This window comes from Corallococcus sicarius, assembly GCF_003611735.1.
In the GTDB taxonomy this organism is placed as follows: domain Bacteria; phylum Myxococcota; class Myxococcia; order Myxococcales; family Myxococcaceae; genus Corallococcus; species Corallococcus sicarius.
The window spans coordinates 1-14920 of sequence record NZ_RAWG01000069.1 but is presented as its reverse complement, the minus strand read 5'-3'; the positions used below and the strand labels follow the sequence as shown (position 1 = coordinate 14920).

Here is a 14920-nt window from a genome sequence, read left to right as displayed (position 1 = left end):
GGGAGGGGTAGTGGCTTGTAGGGCACACCACCTGTTCCTAGAGTTCGTGAATGACCCTCCTCCAGGAGCCCCTCGCCGGGCTGGGTGCCTTCGTGCGCACGCTCGAGACCGGCAGCTTCAGCGCGGCGGCGCGGGCGCTCGGGGTGTCTCCCTCCGCGGTCAGCAAGACGGTGGCCCGCCTGGAGGGCCGCCTGGGGGTGCTGCTCCTCCAGCGCGGCACCCGGACGCTCCAGCCGACGCCGGAGGGGTTGTCCCTCTTCGAACGGGGCCAGCGCATCGTGGCGGAGCTGGAAGCCGCGCAGGGGGAGCTGCGGGAGTCGCGGGGGCCTCGGGGCCCGTTGCGCATCACCGCGCCCATGGACCTGGGGCGCTACTGGCTGGTGCCCCGGCTGCCGGCGTTCCTGGCCGCGTACCCGCAGGTGCAGTGCGAGCTGGGGCTCACGGACCGCTTCATCGACCTGGTGGAGGAGCGGATGGACGTGGGGCTGCGCATGGGGGAGAGCGCGGATGCGCGGCTGATCCGCCGACGCCTGGGCGGGACACGGGCGGTCATCTGCGCCGCGCCCGCGTACCTGCGCCGGCACGGCACGCCGCGAAAGGTGGAGGACCTCCAGCGCCACGCGTGTCTGGCCTACCTGCGTGACGGGCAGCGCGTCCCGTGGAGGCTGGATGGCAACCCGGTGGAGGTGCCCGGCCCCTTCGCGTCCGACAACAACGAAGCCTTGCTGGCGATGGCGCTGGAGGGCGTGGGCATCGCACGCATCCCGGAGTTCGTCGCCACGCAGGCCCTGGCGGCAGGGCAGCTCCAGGCCCTGCTCACCGCCGTGCACACGCCCGGGCCCGACCTGTACGTCGTCTATCCGGAGCGCCGACACCTGTCGCCCCGCGTCCGCGTCTTCGTCGACTTCGTCTCCAGCGCCTTCGAGGACACGGCGGCCCCGGCCTCCACGCCAACGCGCGGGCGCGCCCGGAAGGGCACGCGGTCGTGATGCGTATGGCCCCGGGAGCGCTCAGCCCCGGGTCTCTTCCTGTTCGCGTTTGAGCGCCCGGTCCAGCACGAACGTCCCGAACGGCACCAGCGACGCCCCGAACGCCGCGAGCGAGCGACGCACCGGCCATTCGTGCTCGGCGGCGGCGCGGAACAGCGAGGAAACGAAGAGCAGGAACAGGAGCCCGTGCACGCTGCCCGCGATGCGCACCGCCAGGGGCTGACCGAGCAGGTACTTCACCGGCATCGCGATGAAGAGCAACCCCAGGAAGGACATCCCCTCCAGGAAGGCGATGAGCCGGAGCTGTCGCAGCGCGTTCATGGGTCCACCCCGGGCCAGCGCGGCCGGAAGATCATCAACACCAACACCAGCAAGAAGGGCACGGCGGCGAGCCACGCCCCCACCCCCGTGCGTCGCTCGCGCGTGGCCATGGCGACGAGCGCGAGCTGCGACACCAGCGACAGGGACAGCCCGCCCACAATCCACGGCTCCGTCAGCGCGACGTTGAGCTGGAGCGTGAGGAAGTAGCCGGCCGTCCACGTCACCACCAACCCCGGCGACGCGATGGCGTGCACCGCGCGCTTGCGGTCCGCAGCGCTCGTGGCCACCAGCGCCCCGATGAGCCCGCCCCCGTAGAGCACCACGCCGACGAACTTGAACAGGAGCAGGACGCGGTAGAGCAGCACCAGCCACCTTCCGGAACCGGATGGCGCCCATCGCCATGCAGGTCCGTATGGCATGGGCCCTCCCAGGCACGTGAGTAGCGGAAACGCCAATCTTCGACGACTTCCCGCCACGGTCGCCCGCTTGGCGGAAACCCGGCGGACTGGCATCTTCCCGCCATGCACGTCGTCGCCATCGTCGCCCTGGATGGGGTCGTTCCCTTCGACCTCTCGATACCGTGCGAGGTCTTCGAACGGGTCCGGCTTCCCGGTGGGGCTTCCGGCTACCAGGTCCGGGTCTGCGGCGTGACGCCCGAGGTCCAGGCGGGCTCCTTCCAGCTGAAGACCCGCTACGGCCTGCGAGAGCTGGCGCGGGCGGACACCATCATGCTGCCCGGCATCGCGGACATCTCCGCCCCTGTTCCGCCACGGCTCGTGAGCGCGGTCCGCGCGGCGGCGGCCCGGGGCGCGCGCATCGCGTCCATCTGCTCCGGCGCGTTCGTCCTGGCCTCCACGGGACTGCTCGACGGCCTGCGCGCGACGACCCACTGGCTGGCCGCGGAGGAGCTGGCCCGTCGCCACCCGGCCATCCAGGTGGACCCCAACGTCCTGTATGTCGACAACGGGCAATTCCTGACGTCAGCGGGCGCCGCGGCGGGGCTCGACCTCTGCCTCCACCTGGTGCGGCGCGACCATGGCTCCGCGGTGGCGGCCGACGCGGCCCGACTGGCCGTCATGCCGCTGGAGCGCGACGGCGGCCAATCCCAGTTCATCACGCACGTGCCACCATCGCCGGAAGGGAGTTCGCTGGAGCCCGTGCTGCGGTGGATGGAGGACCACCTCCACAAGCCCTTGACGCTGCCATCCCTCGCACGGCGCGCGGCGATGAGCGAGCGCACCTTGAGCCGCCGCTTCCGGGAACAGACGGGCACCACGCCCCTCCAGTGGCTGCTCCGCGCCCGGGTGCGCCGAGCCCAGCACCTGCTGGAGACCACGGGCCAGTCCGTGGAGGCGGTCGCCGCGAAGGTGGGCTTCGGGTCCGCGACCACCTTCCGCGAACACTTCCAACGCTTCGTCGCCACCAGTCCCCTGGCCTACCGCCGCGCGTTCCGGAGCGGTGGCGCCGGGGCTCCGCCACGGAAGCTCAATGCTGGTGGCCGAAGCGCACCTGCACCGCGGGATGCGCCGCGACGAACGCGCGCAGCTTCTTGAAGCTCACCACGCTGCGCGGCCCGTCGTGGGTGAAGGTGCCCGGCTCCACGTCGTGCTCCCAGCCCCAGCGCGTGTGGCTGGCGTCCCCCAGGAGCAACACCGGCCCCTGCGTCGAGCGCACCAGGTACGCGGTGCTGCCCGGCGTGTGCCCCGGCACCCAGAGCGCCCACACCGACCCGTCCCCGAACACGTCCACCGCGCCGTCGAAGAGCCCCTGCGGGTCCTCGGTGTAGCCCCACTCCGACAGCGCCGGCTTGCCCTCCAGCGCGCTGTCCACGGCGCCCTGCACCAGCAGGTTCACGAACGCGCGCTCGGACGCCTCACCCGGGCCGGTGAACACGGGCGTCCCCGCCGGCACGTCCGCCATGCCCGTGATGTGGTCCGGGTGCAGGTGCGTGAGGAAGACGCCGGACAGCGCTTGCGGCTGGCGCGTCAGCCACTCGCCCAGCGGCTGGTGCACCGTCATCTTCTCCAGGTGCATCGCGCTCGCCACGACGCCCCGCATCGCCGAGCGGCCCGGCGCGTCCCGCAGCGCCGTCTCCACGCCGGTGTCCACGATGTACAGCCCCCGCGTCGGGTGGCGCAGCGCGTGGAAGAAGATCTTCACGGGCTCGTCCCCGTCTTCCAGGTGCGCGGCCTTCGCCGTCGGGTGGTCCAGGTTGATGAGGCCGCCGCGCTCCACCGCCCAGTCACAGGAGGTGACGGTCTCCAGCTCCACCGGCCCCGGCACCTCCAGCTCCGCGAGCAGCTCGGTCGCCGGCTTCGACACCCCCAGCGCGGACCGCTGGAAGTCGTGGGAGGTCGTGGCGCAGCCGGTGCCGACCACGGTGAGGCAGAGCGCGAGCAGGACGGACTTCATGGCGGAAACCCCTTCCGGGACGGGCCCGGGCGTTCAGAACAGGCCGCAAGATGCGGGATGCGCCAGTGGATGGGAATCCGTCAAGACGGCATGATGCCATCCATTCATGGATATCTCCTGGGATGACGCCCGGCTGTTCCTCGCCATCGCGGAGACGGGCAGCTTCAGCGGGGCCGCGCGGCGCCTGCGCATCGGCCAGCCCACGGTGAGCCGCCGGCTGGCCGCGCTGGAGTACGCGGTGGGCGCGGCGCTGTTCCGGCGGAGCGTGGACGGCGCGGCGCTGACGGCGGCCGGCGAGCGGTGGGTGGTGCCCGCGAAGAAGATGGCGGAGTGGGCCGGGGAGCTGCACCGCGCCGCCGAGTCCACGGACCACTCCCCCCGGGGCATCGTGCGGGTGACGGGCACGCCCTACATGAGCGCCGACTTCCTGGCCCCCTTCGCGGCGTTCGTCGCACGCAAGCACCCGGGCCTGCGGCTGGAGGTGCAGTCACAGGTGCAGTACCTGGACCTGGGACGCGGCGAGGCGGACCTCGCGCTGCGCGCCCGCCCCCCGGCGACGCCCGACCTCCAGTGCGTGGACACGCTGGACATCGTCAACGGCGTCTTCGTCTCCAAGGAGCTCAAGGCCCGGCTGTCCCGGAAGGTGACGCTCCAGGAGCTGCCCTGGGTGGCCTGGGCGCCCCCGTTCGACGCGGTGCCCCCCAACCCCCAGCTGGAGTCGCTCATCCCCGGCTTCACGCCGTCATTCACCGCGGACAACTTCCTGGTGCTGCTCGCGGCGGCCGAGGCCGGGCTGGGCGCGATGGTGCTCCCGAACATGCCGCACCGCTTCAAACGCACGAGCCGGCTGGTGCCGCTGGAGCTGGACCTGGGCCCCTTCGCCCGGAGCCAGACCCACCTCGTCTGCGCACGGTCCGCGCTGGATATTCCCCGGGTGCGACGTGTTTCCGAATTGTTGTTGGAGGAGTTCAAACGGATCCGGGTGGGTTGAAGAAGCCCCTCCCAACGGCCAGCCGCCCGCGTATTGTCCCGACCATGAATTCCGTTCGTCCAGCCGCCGCCTCCTACGTGCTCATCGACGCCGAGAACGTCGACTGGGCCGTCTCCAACATCGTAGGCCGCAAGCCCGAACCTGGAGACCGGGTGCAGTTCGACCGTCTCATCGCCTTCTGCGACACCTACTTCCCCAAGCCGGTGCGCTGCGTGGTGGTGCTGAACGCGCGCGGGGAGCAGCTGCCGGACGCGATGATTGGCTTCGTGCGCGCCCTGAAGTCCGCGGGCTGCGAGGTCGCGTTGCTGCACGGCCGTCCGGACCAGAAGGTCGTGGACCTGGGCATCCTGAAGCTGCTGGAGAACATCCGCACGCAGCGCCCGGGCGCGGCGGTGGGCCTCGCGAGCCACGACGGCGCGGACTTCGCGGAGGCGCTCAAGCCGCTGCTGGAGGAGAAGCGCCAGGTGGCCGTGCTGGGCCTTCGCGAGTACGTGAGCCAGCGCTTCCGGGAGCTGGTCCCCTCGGGTCTGAAGATCGTCGACCTGGAGCTCAACGCCCGCGTCTTCCAGCGTCCCCTGCCCCGCATCCTGCCGGTCAACGTGGACGAGTTCGATCCGACGCTGTTCGTGTAGTCGCGGTCCCCCTTCCGGAGTCCATCCATGTCCGTCGAGTCCACCTCCCAGCGCGGCGGCGCCTCCGCCGCGCTGCACGCGTTGCTGGAAGCGGAGTGGCAGTACTCACTCCAGCAGTACCCGACCTATGCCTCGCTGTTGGGGGACCGGCGCTGGAACGACCGGTGGGACGACCTGAGCCTCGCGGCGCTGGAGGCCGACCACCGGCACAGCCACGACGTGCTGGCGAAGCTTTCCCGGGTGGACCGCGCCGCGCTGGATGACGACGCGGACCGGCTCCACCTGGACCTCTTCCGGCGGATGCACGCGACGTGGGTGGAGGAGTACGGGGTGAAGAGCCACCTGCTGCCCCTCAACCAGATGGGCGGCCTGCCGGAGGGGCTCAAGCAGCCGCCCGGGCTCCAGACGGCGTACCAGCTGGCGGACATGCTCCGCTTCGAGACGGTCCAGGACTACGAGGACTGGGTGAAGCGGCTGGAGGGGTTCGGCACCTACGCGGATCAGGTGGTGGCGCTGATGCGAGAGGGCATGCGCCATCACCGCATCCACCCGCGCATCGTGCTCCAGCGCATCCCGCCGCAGTTGGAGCGGCAGCTCGTCACTGACGCCACGCAGAGCGGCTTCTACAGTCCCTTCACCCGCATCCCGAAGGACGTGCCCGCCGCCGTCGCGCAGCGGCTGTCCGAGGCGGGCCGCGCCGCCATCTTGAACAGCGTGGTGCCGGCGCTGCGGCGCACGCTGGACTTCCTCCAGACGGAGTACCTGCCCGCCGCCCCGGAGACGGTGGGCGTGTGGCAGTTCCCGGACGGCGAGGCGCTCTACACCGTGCTCGCGCGCCGGCACACGACGACGCGGATGACCCCGGAGGAGATCCACGCGGTGGGGTTGCAGGAGGTGCAGCGGCTGCGCGCGGAGATGTCCCGGGTGATGGCCCGGACGGGCTTCACCGGCACGCTGCAGGGCTTCTTCGAGTCGCTGCGCACGGAGACGCGCTTCTACGAGCCCACGGGCGAGTCCCTGCTCGCGCGCTACCGGGCCCTGGCGAAGCGCATTGATCCGCTGCTGGAGCGGCTGTTCCGGACGATGCCGAAGAAGCCCTACGTCGTCGAACCCATCCCGGAGGCGATGGCCCCGGACGTGACGACGGGCTTCTACTTCCCCGCCGCCGCGGACGGCTCGCGCCCGGGCACCTTCCAGGTGAACCTCTACCGGCCGGAGACGCGGCCCGTCTGGGAGATGGTGCCCCTGACGCTGCACGAGGCCGTGCCGGGCCATCACTTCCAGGTGGCCCTCGCGTCGGAACAGACGCAGCTGCCGGAGTTCCGCCGCTTCACGTCCTACGTGGCCTTCGACGAGGGCTGGGCGCTGTACTGCGAGTCCCTGGGGGATGAGCTGGGGTTGTACGACGACCCGCACGACAAGTTCGGCCAGCTCGCCTTCGAGATGTGGCGCGCGGTGCGGCTGGTGGTGGACACCGGCCTGCACGCGAAGCGGTGGACGCGGCGGCAGGCCCTGGACTTCTTCATGGAGAACGCCCCGCGCCAGGAGCTGGACGTCACCAACGAGGTGGACCGCTACATCGCGTGGCCGGGCCAGGCGCTGGCGTACAAGGTCGGCCAGCTGCGCATCACCGCCCTGCGCGCGCGGGCGGAAGCGGCGCTGGGCGCGCGCTTCGACGTGAAGGCGTTCCACGACCAGGTGCTGCTGACGGGCTCGCTGCCGCTGGACGTGCTGGAGGCGAAGCTGGACGCGTGGGTGGCGGGGGTCCAGGCACAGGCATGAAGCGCCTGCTCGTCACCGGGCTGTTGTTGGGAGGCCTGGGCCTGCTGGTGCTGGCGGCCTGGGTCGCGGTGCGCAGCGCGCGCTACATCGCATCGGAGGTGTACCCGCCGCGCCGGCCCGTGGAGCGGCCCCCGGAAGAGGCGGCTTTCGCCGGACTGCGCGACATCGCGTTCCAGGACGCGACGGGGCTCCAGCTCAAGGGCTGGTACCTGCCGCCGAAGAACGGGGCGCTCGTCGTCCTGGTCCATGGCCTGTCAGGCAACCGCACCCAGCTGCTGCCCGAGGCCCGGTTCCTCGCGGAGGCCGGCTACGGGCTGGTGCTCTTCGACCTGGGCGCGCATGGGCAGAGCGCCGGGACGGTGTCCACCTATGGTGACCGCGAGGCGGCCCAGGTGGTGGCGGCGCTGGACTTCGCGGCCCTCCAGCCGGAGGTGGATGCCCGGCGCATCGGGGCGCTGGGGTTCTCGCTGGGCGGCTACTCCGTCCTGAAGGCGGCGGCGCAGGACGCGCGCTTCAAGGCGGTGGTGGTGGAGGCCGCGGCGGTCGCGCCCGCGCAGGCGCTCCAGGACGAGCTGGGTCACTGGGGTCCCCTGGGCCTGTGGCCGGCGCTGGAGGTGATGCGGCGCGCGGGCGTGGACGTGAACGCGGTGCGCCCGGCCCAGCACATGGCCGCGCTGGCGCGCCGCCCCGTCCTGTTGATCGCGGGCACGGAGGACCCCTGGGTACCGGAGGCCTCCCTGGATGACCTGCTGCGGCAGGGCCAGGGCCCCTGGGAGAAGTGGCGCGTGTCCGGCGCCGGCCACGGGGACTACCTCCAGGCCGCTCCGGAGGAGTATCCACGCCGGGTGTTGGCCTTCTTTTCCCGCTTTCTGTGAAACCATGCCGGGCGGCGGCCTGGGGCTCGCCTGCCAGCAAGGAATCGGCGCGTATCCGTTGATTCCTGTACAGACATGGCATGCTTGGGGACTGCATCGGTTCGTCCGTCCCGGCCTCTACACAGTGCGGTTGCTGGAAATCGGATGGTCGGATGACCCCGGGGGTGATGTTCGTGATTGGAGCGGTCGAGCAGACAGTGGTGGCGCGCTTCGCGGAGCAGGCGGCGAGCACACCCGAAGCCGAGGCTGTCCGCTTCGAGGGCGCAGGGCTGACGTACGCGGCGTTGGACCGCCGCTCGAACCAGCTGGCCCACCACCTGCGAGGACTGGGCGTCAGCACGGACGTGCTCGTGGGCGTGTGCCTGGAGCGCTCGGTGGAGATGGTGGTGGCGGTGCTGGCCGTGCTCAAGGCGGGCGGCGCATACCTGCCATTGGATCCGGCCTACCCCGCGCCGCGTCTGGCCTTCATGCTGGAGGACGCCCGGGCGCCGGTGCTGCTGACCCAGGCGAAGCTGCGCGCGGGCCTGCCGCCCTTCGCGGGCCCGGTGCTGTGCCTGGATGAGTCCCCCGCCCTCTTCGCCCCGGAGGCCCCGGCCTCACCGGTGGACGCGTCGAGCCTGGAGGGGCTGGCGTATGCCATCTACACGTCCGGCTCCACGGGCACGCCCAAGGGCGTGGCGATGGGGCACGGGCCGCTCGGCAACCTCATCACGTGGCAGCTGGGCCAGTCGGTGGCGGGGCCGGGCACGCGCACGCTGCAGTTCTCCCCGCTGTCGTTCGACGTGTCGTTCCAGGAGCTGTTCGGCACCTGGTGCTCCGGCGGCACGCTGGTGCTGGTGCGGGACGCGGTGCGGCTGGACGCCGTGCTGTTGTTGCAGCTCTTGGCCGACGAGCGCGTGGAGCGGCTGTTCCTGCCCTTCATCGCGCTGCAGAACCTGGCGGAGATCGCCACCTCGCACAAGAAGGTGCCGCCGTCCCTGCGCGAGGTGGTCACCGCGGGCGAGCAGCTCCAGGTGACGCACCACCTGCGCGCCTTCTTCGCCGCGCTTCCGGGGTGCGCGCTGCACAACCACTATGGCCCGTCGGAGACGCATGTCGTCTCCAGCTACGTGCTCCGGGGCGCCCCGGAGGCCTGGCCCGCGCTGCCGCCCATTGGAAAGGCCGTGGACGGGTGCGAGCTGCTGGTGCTGGACGAGCAGAAGCAGCCCCTGCCGCAGGGGGAATCCGGTGAGCTGTACCTCGCGGGCGTGTGCCTGGCGAAGGGCTACCTGCACCGCGAGGCGCTGACGGCGGAGCGCTTCGTGCCGCACCCGCTCAAGCCCGGCACCACCGCGCGCGCGTACAAGACGGGCGACCTGGCGCGCGTGCTGCCGGACGGCAACGTGGAGTTCCTGGGCCGCATCGACGGCCAGGTGAAGGTGCGCGGCTACCGCATCGAATTGGGAGAGATTGAGGTCGCGCTCGGCAGCCACCCGGCGGTGAAGCAGGTGGCGGTGGTGGCGCGCGAGGACGTGCCCGGTGACAAGCGGCTCGTCGCCTACATCGTCCCGGACGGCACGCTGGAGCACGCGGCCGGGGCGCTGCGGCGCCACCTCCAGACGCGGGTGCCGGACTACATGGTGCCCTCCGCGTTCGTCGTGCTCGCGGCGCTGCCGCGCACGCCCAGCGGGAAGATCGACCGGAGAGCCCTGCCCGCTCCGCTGCCCACGCGGCCCGAACTGCAGCAGGCCTTCGTCGCGCCCCGCTCGCCCCTGGAGCAGACGCTCGCGGACGCGTGGGCGCAGCTGTTGCGCATCGACCGGGTGGGCATCCACGACAGCTTCTTCGAGCTGGGCGGCAACTCGCTGCTCGCGCTCCAGTGCGTGGCGCGCCTGCGGCAGGCGCAGGGGCTGGAGCTGCCCATCGTCCAGCTCTTCCAGTCGCCCACGGTGGCGCAGCTCGCGGCGGTGCTCTCCGGGGACGCGTCCCGCCCCTCGCTGAAGGACCAGGTGCAGGCGCGGCAGGCGAAGCGCCAGCAGACGGCCGGTGGGACGGGCGGCTCGGAGCCGGTGGCCATCATCGGCATGGCGGGCCGCTTCCCGGGCGCGCCCGACGTGGAGACGTTCTGGAAGAACCTCGTGGGCGGGGTGGAGTCCGTCACCACGTTCACGCGCGACGAGGTGGACCCCTCCGTCGCCGCCGGTGAGCGCGACGCGCCCGAGTACGTTCGCGCGCGCGGCATCCTGGAGGGCGTGGAGCTCTTCGACGCGGGCTTCTTCGGCATCATGCCGAAGGAGGCGCAGGTGATGGATCCGCAGCAGCGCCTCTTCCTGGAGACGGCGTGGTCCGCGCTGGAGTCCGCAGGCTGCGTGCCGGAGACGTACCCGGGCCTCATCGGCGTCTTCGCGGGCACGCACAACAACAGCTACCAGCCGCTGCACGTCCAGCCCCGGCAGGACATCGTGGGCAAGGTGGGCGCCTTCCAGGCGATGGTGGCCAACGAGAAGGACTACGTGGCCACGCGCGTCGCGCACAAGCTGGACCTGAGAGGCCCGGCCCTGTCGCTCAACACCGCGTGCTCCACGTCGCTCGTGGCGGTGGCGCAGGCGTTCTGGGCGCTGCAGACGCACCAGTGCGACGTGGCGCTGGCGGGCGGCGCGGCGGTGACGGTGCCGCAGAAGTCCGGGCACCTGTACCAGGAGGGCGGCATGCTCTCCCAGGACGGGCACTGCCGGCCCTTCGACGCGAGCGCCACGGGCACCCTCTTCAGCGACGGCGTGGGCGCGGTGGTGCTCAAGCGCCTGTCGGACGCGCAGGCGGACGGCGACGTCATCCACGCGGTGCTGCGCGGCGTGGCCGTCAACAACGACGGCGCGGCCAAGATGAGCTTCGCGGCGCCGGGCGTGGAGGGACAGGCCACCGTCATCGCGCTGGCGCACGCGAACGCGGGCGTGGATCCGCGCACCATCCGCTACGTGGAGGCGCACGGCACGGCGACGCCGCTGGGCGACCCGATTGAAGTGGAGGCGCTGTCGCAGGCCTTCCGCGCGCACACGGCCGACACGGGCTTCTGCGCCATCGGTTCGGTGAAGAGCAACTTCGGCCACCTCACCGCCGCCGCGGGCGTGGCGGGCCTCTTGAAGACGGTGCTCGCGCTGAAGCACCGCGAGCTGCCGCCGACGCTGCACTTCCAGAAGCCCAACCCGAAGATCGACTTCGAGCGCAGCCCCTTCTTCGTCCAGGCGAAGCGCTCCCCGTGGCCGGCGAGCACGGAGCCCCTGCGCGCCGGGGTCAGCTCCTTCGGCGTGGGCGGCACCAACGCGCACGTGGTGGTGGAGGAGGCCCCCGCGCGGCCCGGCTCCGGTCCGTCCAAGCCCCGCAACGTGCTGCTGCTGTCGGCGAAGACGCCCGCGGCCCTGACGCAGGCGGCGAAGCAGCTGGCCGCGCACCTCCAGGCGAACCCGGAGCAGCCGCTCGCGGACGTGGCGCACACGCTGGCCACCGGCCGGCGGGCGTTCCCGTTCCGGCGGGCCGTGGTGGCGGGGAGCACCGAGGAGGCCGTGAAGGCGCTGACGGCGGCCGAGCCGGACGCCACCGCGCTGGAGTCCACCCCGCCCGTCGCGTTCCTCTTCCCGGGCCAGGGCTCGCAGCACCCGGACATGGCGCACGGGCTGTACCGCCACGCGCCGGCCTTCCGCGCCACGGTGGATGCGTGCGCGGAGGTGCTCAAGCCGCTGCTCGGGCGCGACCTGCGCGAGGTGCTCTTCCCGAAGCACCCCGAATCACCGGAGGCCGCCGAGGCGCTGCGTCAGACGTCGTTCGCGCAGGCGGCCCTCTTCACCGTCGAGTACGCGCTCGCGCAGCTCTGGTGGAGCTGGGGCGTGCGCCCGGGCGCGCTCGTGGGCCACAGCGTGGGCGAGTTCGTCGCCGCGTGCCTCGCGGGGGTCTTCACGCTGGAGGACGCGCTGCACCTGGTGGCGAAGCGCGGCCTGCTCATGCAGGCGCAGGCCCCGGGCAGCATGCTGTCGGTGCGCCTGTCCGCCGAAGCGCTCGCGCCCCGGCTGACGGACGGGCTGGCCATCGCGTCGGACAACGGGCCGCGCCTGTGCGTGGTGTCCGGGCCCACGGAGGCGGTGGCGCGGCTGCAGACCACGCTGGAGGCGGAAGGCACCGCGTGCCGGCTGCTCCAGACGTCGCACGCGTTCCACTCGCCGATGATGGACGCCGCGGTGGCGCCCTTCCTCGAAACGATGAAGGGCATCCGCCTGTCGGAGCCGCGCATCCCCATCGTCTCCACGGCGACGGGCACCTGGCTCAAGCCCTCCGAGGCGACGTCCCCCGAATACTGGGCGCGGCACCTGCGCGACACGGTCCGCTTCGCGCCCGCGCTGCGCACGCTCTGGGAGAAGGGCGACTTCCTGACGCTGGAGGTGGGCCCGCGCGTGACGCTCGCCACGCTGGCGCGGCAGCAGGCCACGGCCGAGCAGCGCGCCCGGGTGTTCACCTCCCTGGGGGAGTCCAGCGGCGACGCGGCCGACTGGAGCGCCCTCCTGAATGCCGTGGGCCAGCTCTGGCGCCGGGGTGTCCCCCTGGACTGGAGCGCGTTCCACGCCGACGAGCAGCGCCAGCGCGTCACCCTTCCCACGTATCCCTTCCAGCGGCAGCGCCACTGGATCGAACTCGAGCGGGCCTCCGTGCCCGTCACACCACCCGCCACCGGAGTCGCCGTGAGCACCGCCCCTGTCCCCCGCGCCGAACGCCTTGTCCCCACCCTGCGCAACCTGTTTGAAGAACTCAGCGGCCTGGAGCTCGCTGACGCCGATGCGGGCGCGAGCTTCCTGGAGCTGGGGCTCGACTCGCTGGTGCTCACCCAGGCGGCGCTCGCGGTGCAGAAGCAGTTCGGCGTGAAGGTCACCTTCCGGCAGCTCCTGGAAGAGGTCGCTTCGCTGGGCCAGCTCGCCGCGTACCTCGACGGCCGGATGCCCCCGGAGGCCGCGCCCGCCGCCGCGCCTGCGCCGGCTCCGGTCTCCGCCGCACCGTCCGCGCCCGCGCAGCTCGCCGCGAACATCCTCGCGCAGCAGCACGTCGCCGCGCCGGCCCTCGGCGCGCCCGTGTTCCAGGCCGCCCCGTCCGCGCCCGCTGGCACGCTCCAGGCCGTCATCGAGCAGCAGCTGCGTTTGATGACCCAGCAGCTCTCGCTCCTGTCCGGACAGCCCGCGGCCGCCCAGGCCCCGGTCGCCGCGCTGGCGCCGGTGGCCGTGGCCCCGGCGGCTCCGGTGGTGGCTCCCGTGGCCTCCACGCCCGCGCCTGTCGCCGCGCCCGCCGCCGCCGCCGCGGATGAGCCGGAGCTGAAGGGCCCGGTGAAGTACGACGTGAAGAAGGCGTTCGGCGCCATCGCGCGCATCAGCCTCGCGCCGAAGGACGCGCTCACGCCCCGGCAGCAGACGTTCCTGGAGGACTTCACCCGCCGCTACAACGCGAAGACGCAGGGCTCCAAGCGCTCGGCGCAGGAGAACCGCTCCCAGCTGTCCGACCCGCGCGTGGTGACGGGCTTCCGGCCGCTCTTGAAGGAGCTCATCTACCCGCTGGTGGTGAACCGCTCCAAGGGCTCGCAGCTCTGGGACGTGGACGGCAACCAGTACCTGGACGCGCTCAACGGCTTCGGCTCGGTGATGTTCGGCCACGCGCCGGACTTCATCACCCAGGCGGTGCACCGGCAGGTGGACGACGGCTACGAGCTGGGGCCCATGCACCCGCTGGCGGGTGAGGTGGCGAAGCTCGTCTGTGAGTTCACCGGCGCGGACCGCGCGGCCCTCTGCAACACCGGCTCCGAGGCGGTGATGGGGGCGCTGCGGATCGCGCGCACCGTCACCGGCCGCAGCACGGTGGCCATCTTCGCCGGCAGCTACCACGGCATCTTCGACGAGGTGCTGGTGCGTGGCACCAAGAGCCTGCGCACCGTGCCGGCCGCGCCGGGCATCATGGCGGGCGCGGTGCAGGACGTGCTGGTGCTGGACTACGGCACGCCGGAGTCGCTCGAAATCCTGCGCTCCCGCGCGGACTCGCTGGCGGCCATCATGGTGGAGCCGGTGCAGAGCCGCCGCCCCGACTTCCAGCCGCGCGAGTTCCTGCACCAGCTGCGCGACCTCACTCAGAAGTCCGGCTCCGTCTACATCTTCGACGAGGTCATCACCGGCTTCCGCATGCACCCGGGTGGCGCCCAGGCGGTGTTCGGCGTGCAGGCGGACCTGGGGACGTACGGCAAGGTCGTGGGCGGCGGCATGCCCATTGGCGTCATCGCGGGCAAGCGCCCGTTCATGGACGCGCTGGACGGCGGCCACTGGCAGTTCGGTGACGACTCCGTGCCCACGGTGGGCGTGACGTACTTCGCCGGCACGTTCGTGCGTCACCCGCTGGCGCTCGCCGCCGCGAAGGCCGCGCTGGAGCACATGAAGGCCGCGGGCCCGGAGCTGCAGCGCAGCGTGAGCGCGAAGGCGGACCAGCTGGCGAGCACGCTCAACGCGTTCTTCGACGACGTGGGCGCGCCCCTGCGCATCAAGCACTTCGGGTCGCTGTGGAAGACGTTCGTCACGGCGGACATCTCCCACGGGGATCTGCTGTTCTGCCTGCTGCGCGACAAGGGCATCCACATCTGGGATGGCTTCCCGTGCTTCTTCACCACCGCGCACACGGAAGCGGACCTGCAGCGCCTCATCACGGCGTTCCAGGACAGCGTCACCGAGTTGCAGGACGCGGGCTTCCTGCCGGGCACCGCCCGTCAGACGCAGGCACCCGCGCCCGTGGCCCTTGATTCCAACCAGCCCCCCGTCCCCGGCGCCCGCCTGGGGCGTGATCCGCAGGGCAACCCCGCCTGGTTCGTCCCGCACCCCACGGTGCCCGGCAAGTTCGTCAAGCTGAGCGAGACCCGATGACCACCCC

General features: G+C 72.0%; 10 protein-coding genes. 7 read left to right on the top strand and 3 right to left on the bottom strand.

The genetic code is table 11. The features are described from left to right. Positions 1-50 precede the first annotated feature (50 nt). Positions 51-989: a LysR family transcriptional regulator gene (locus D7X12_RS13615; protein ID WP_120625708.1), complete on the top strand. Its 939-nt coding sequence runs from the start codon at positions 51-53 to the stop codon at positions 987-989. A gap of 21 nt (positions 990-1010) precedes the next feature. Here D7X12_RS13615 and D7X12_RS13610 read toward each other — a convergent pair whose 3' ends face one another. Next, positions 1011-1310: a DUF3817 domain-containing protein gene (locus D7X12_RS13610; RefSeq protein ID WP_120625707.1), complete on the bottom strand. Its 300-nt coding sequence runs from the start codon at positions 1308-1310 to the stop codon at positions 1011-1013. Continuing rightward, positions 1307-1675 (bottom strand): hypothetical protein, encoded by a 369-nt coding sequence (locus D7X12_RS13605; protein WP_120625706.1) that lies wholly within the window; start codon positions 1673-1675, stop codon positions 1307-1309. Before D7X12_RS13605 ends, D7X12_RS13610 begins: the two co-directional genes overlap by 4 nt. A 156-nt stretch (positions 1676-1831) precedes the next feature. Here D7X12_RS13605 and D7X12_RS13600 point away from each other — a divergent pair, with 156 nt between their 5' ends. Further along, complete coding sequence (locus D7X12_RS13600) at positions 1832-2863, top strand: GlxA family transcriptional regulator (protein ID WP_120625705.1); 1032 nt, start codon at positions 1832-1834, stop codon at positions 2861-2863. On the opposite strand, the gene D7X12_RS13595 is transcribed toward D7X12_RS13600, so the two are convergent. Next, positions 2796-3722 carry an MBL fold metallo-hydrolase gene (locus D7X12_RS13595; RefSeq protein ID WP_120625704.1) on the bottom strand — a complete coding sequence of 309 codons (927 nt, stop codon included), beginning with the start codon at positions 3720-3722 and terminating at the stop codon, positions 2796-2798. The two genes, D7X12_RS13600 and D7X12_RS13595, sit on opposite strands and share 68 nt — an antisense overlap. Positions 3723-3828: 106 nt before the next feature. On the opposite strand from D7X12_RS13595, the gene D7X12_RS13590 reads away from it, so the two are divergent. The 5 genes from D7X12_RS13590 (at position 3829) to D7X12_RS13570 (ending at position 14913) form a co-directional block, all read left to right on the top strand. Further along, complete coding sequence (locus tag D7X12_RS13590; RefSeq protein ID WP_120625703.1) at positions 3829-4713, top strand: LysR family transcriptional regulator; 885 nt, start codon at positions 3829-3831, stop codon at positions 4711-4713. A 44-nt stretch (positions 4714-4757) separates the two neighbouring features. Beyond that, positions 4758-5345: an NYN domain-containing protein gene (locus D7X12_RS13585; protein ID WP_120612298.1), complete on the top strand. Its 588-nt coding sequence runs from the start codon at positions 4758-4760 to the stop codon at positions 5343-5345. A gap of 27 nt (positions 5346-5372) precedes the next feature. After that, positions 5373-7127, top strand: a complete 1755-nt coding sequence (locus tag D7X12_RS13580; RefSeq protein WP_120625702.1) for a DUF885 domain-containing protein — start codon at positions 5373-5375, stop codon at positions 7125-7127. Then, entirely contained in the window at positions 7124-8002 is an 879-nt protein-coding gene (locus D7X12_RS13575) for an alpha/beta hydrolase (RefSeq protein WP_120625701.1), read from the top strand. Before D7X12_RS13580 ends, D7X12_RS13575 begins: the two co-directional genes overlap by 4 nt. 152 nt (positions 8003-8154) lie before the next feature. Next, positions 8155-14913, top strand: coding sequence for a polyketide synthase (locus D7X12_RS13570; protein ID WP_120625700.1), 6759 nt, complete (start codon positions 8155-8157; stop codon positions 14911-14913). The last annotated feature ends 7 nt before the right edge of the window (positions 14914-14920 follow it).

Bases quoted from the DNA above. Each gene is read 5' to 3' on its own strand.
- D7X12_RS13585 (WP_120612298.1), top strand. From the start codon at position 4,758: ATGAATTCCGTTCGTCCAGCCGCCGCCTCCTACGTGCTCATCGACGCC.
- D7X12_RS13570 (WP_120625700.1), top strand. From the start codon at position 8,155: ATGACCCCGGGGGTGATGTTCGTGATTGGAGCGGTCGAGCAGACAGTG.
- D7X12_RS13600 (WP_120625705.1), top strand. From the start codon at position 1,832: ATGCACGTCGTCGCCATCGTCGCCCTGGATGGGGTCGTTCCCTTCGAC.
- D7X12_RS13575 (WP_120625701.1), top strand. From the start codon at position 7,124: ATGAAGCGCCTGCTCGTCACCGGGCTGTTGTTGGGAGGCCTGGGCCTG.
- D7X12_RS13590 (WP_120625703.1), top strand. From the start codon at position 3,829: ATGGATATCTCCTGGGATGACGCCCGGCTGTTCCTCGCCATCGCGGAG.
- D7X12_RS13595 (WP_120625704.1), bottom strand. From the start codon at position 3,722: ATGAAGTCCGTCCTGCTCGCGCTCTGCCTCACCGTGGTCGGCACCGGC.
- D7X12_RS13610 (WP_120625707.1), bottom strand. From the start codon at position 1,310: ATGAACGCGCTGCGACAGCTCCGGCTCATCGCCTTCCTGGAGGGGATG.
- D7X12_RS13615 (WP_120625708.1), top strand. From the start codon at position 51: ATGACCCTCCTCCAGGAGCCCCTCGCCGGGCTGGGTGCCTTCGTGCGC.
- D7X12_RS13580 (WP_120625702.1), top strand. From the start codon at position 5,373: ATGTCCGTCGAGTCCACCTCCCAGCGCGGCGGCGCCTCCGCCGCGCTG.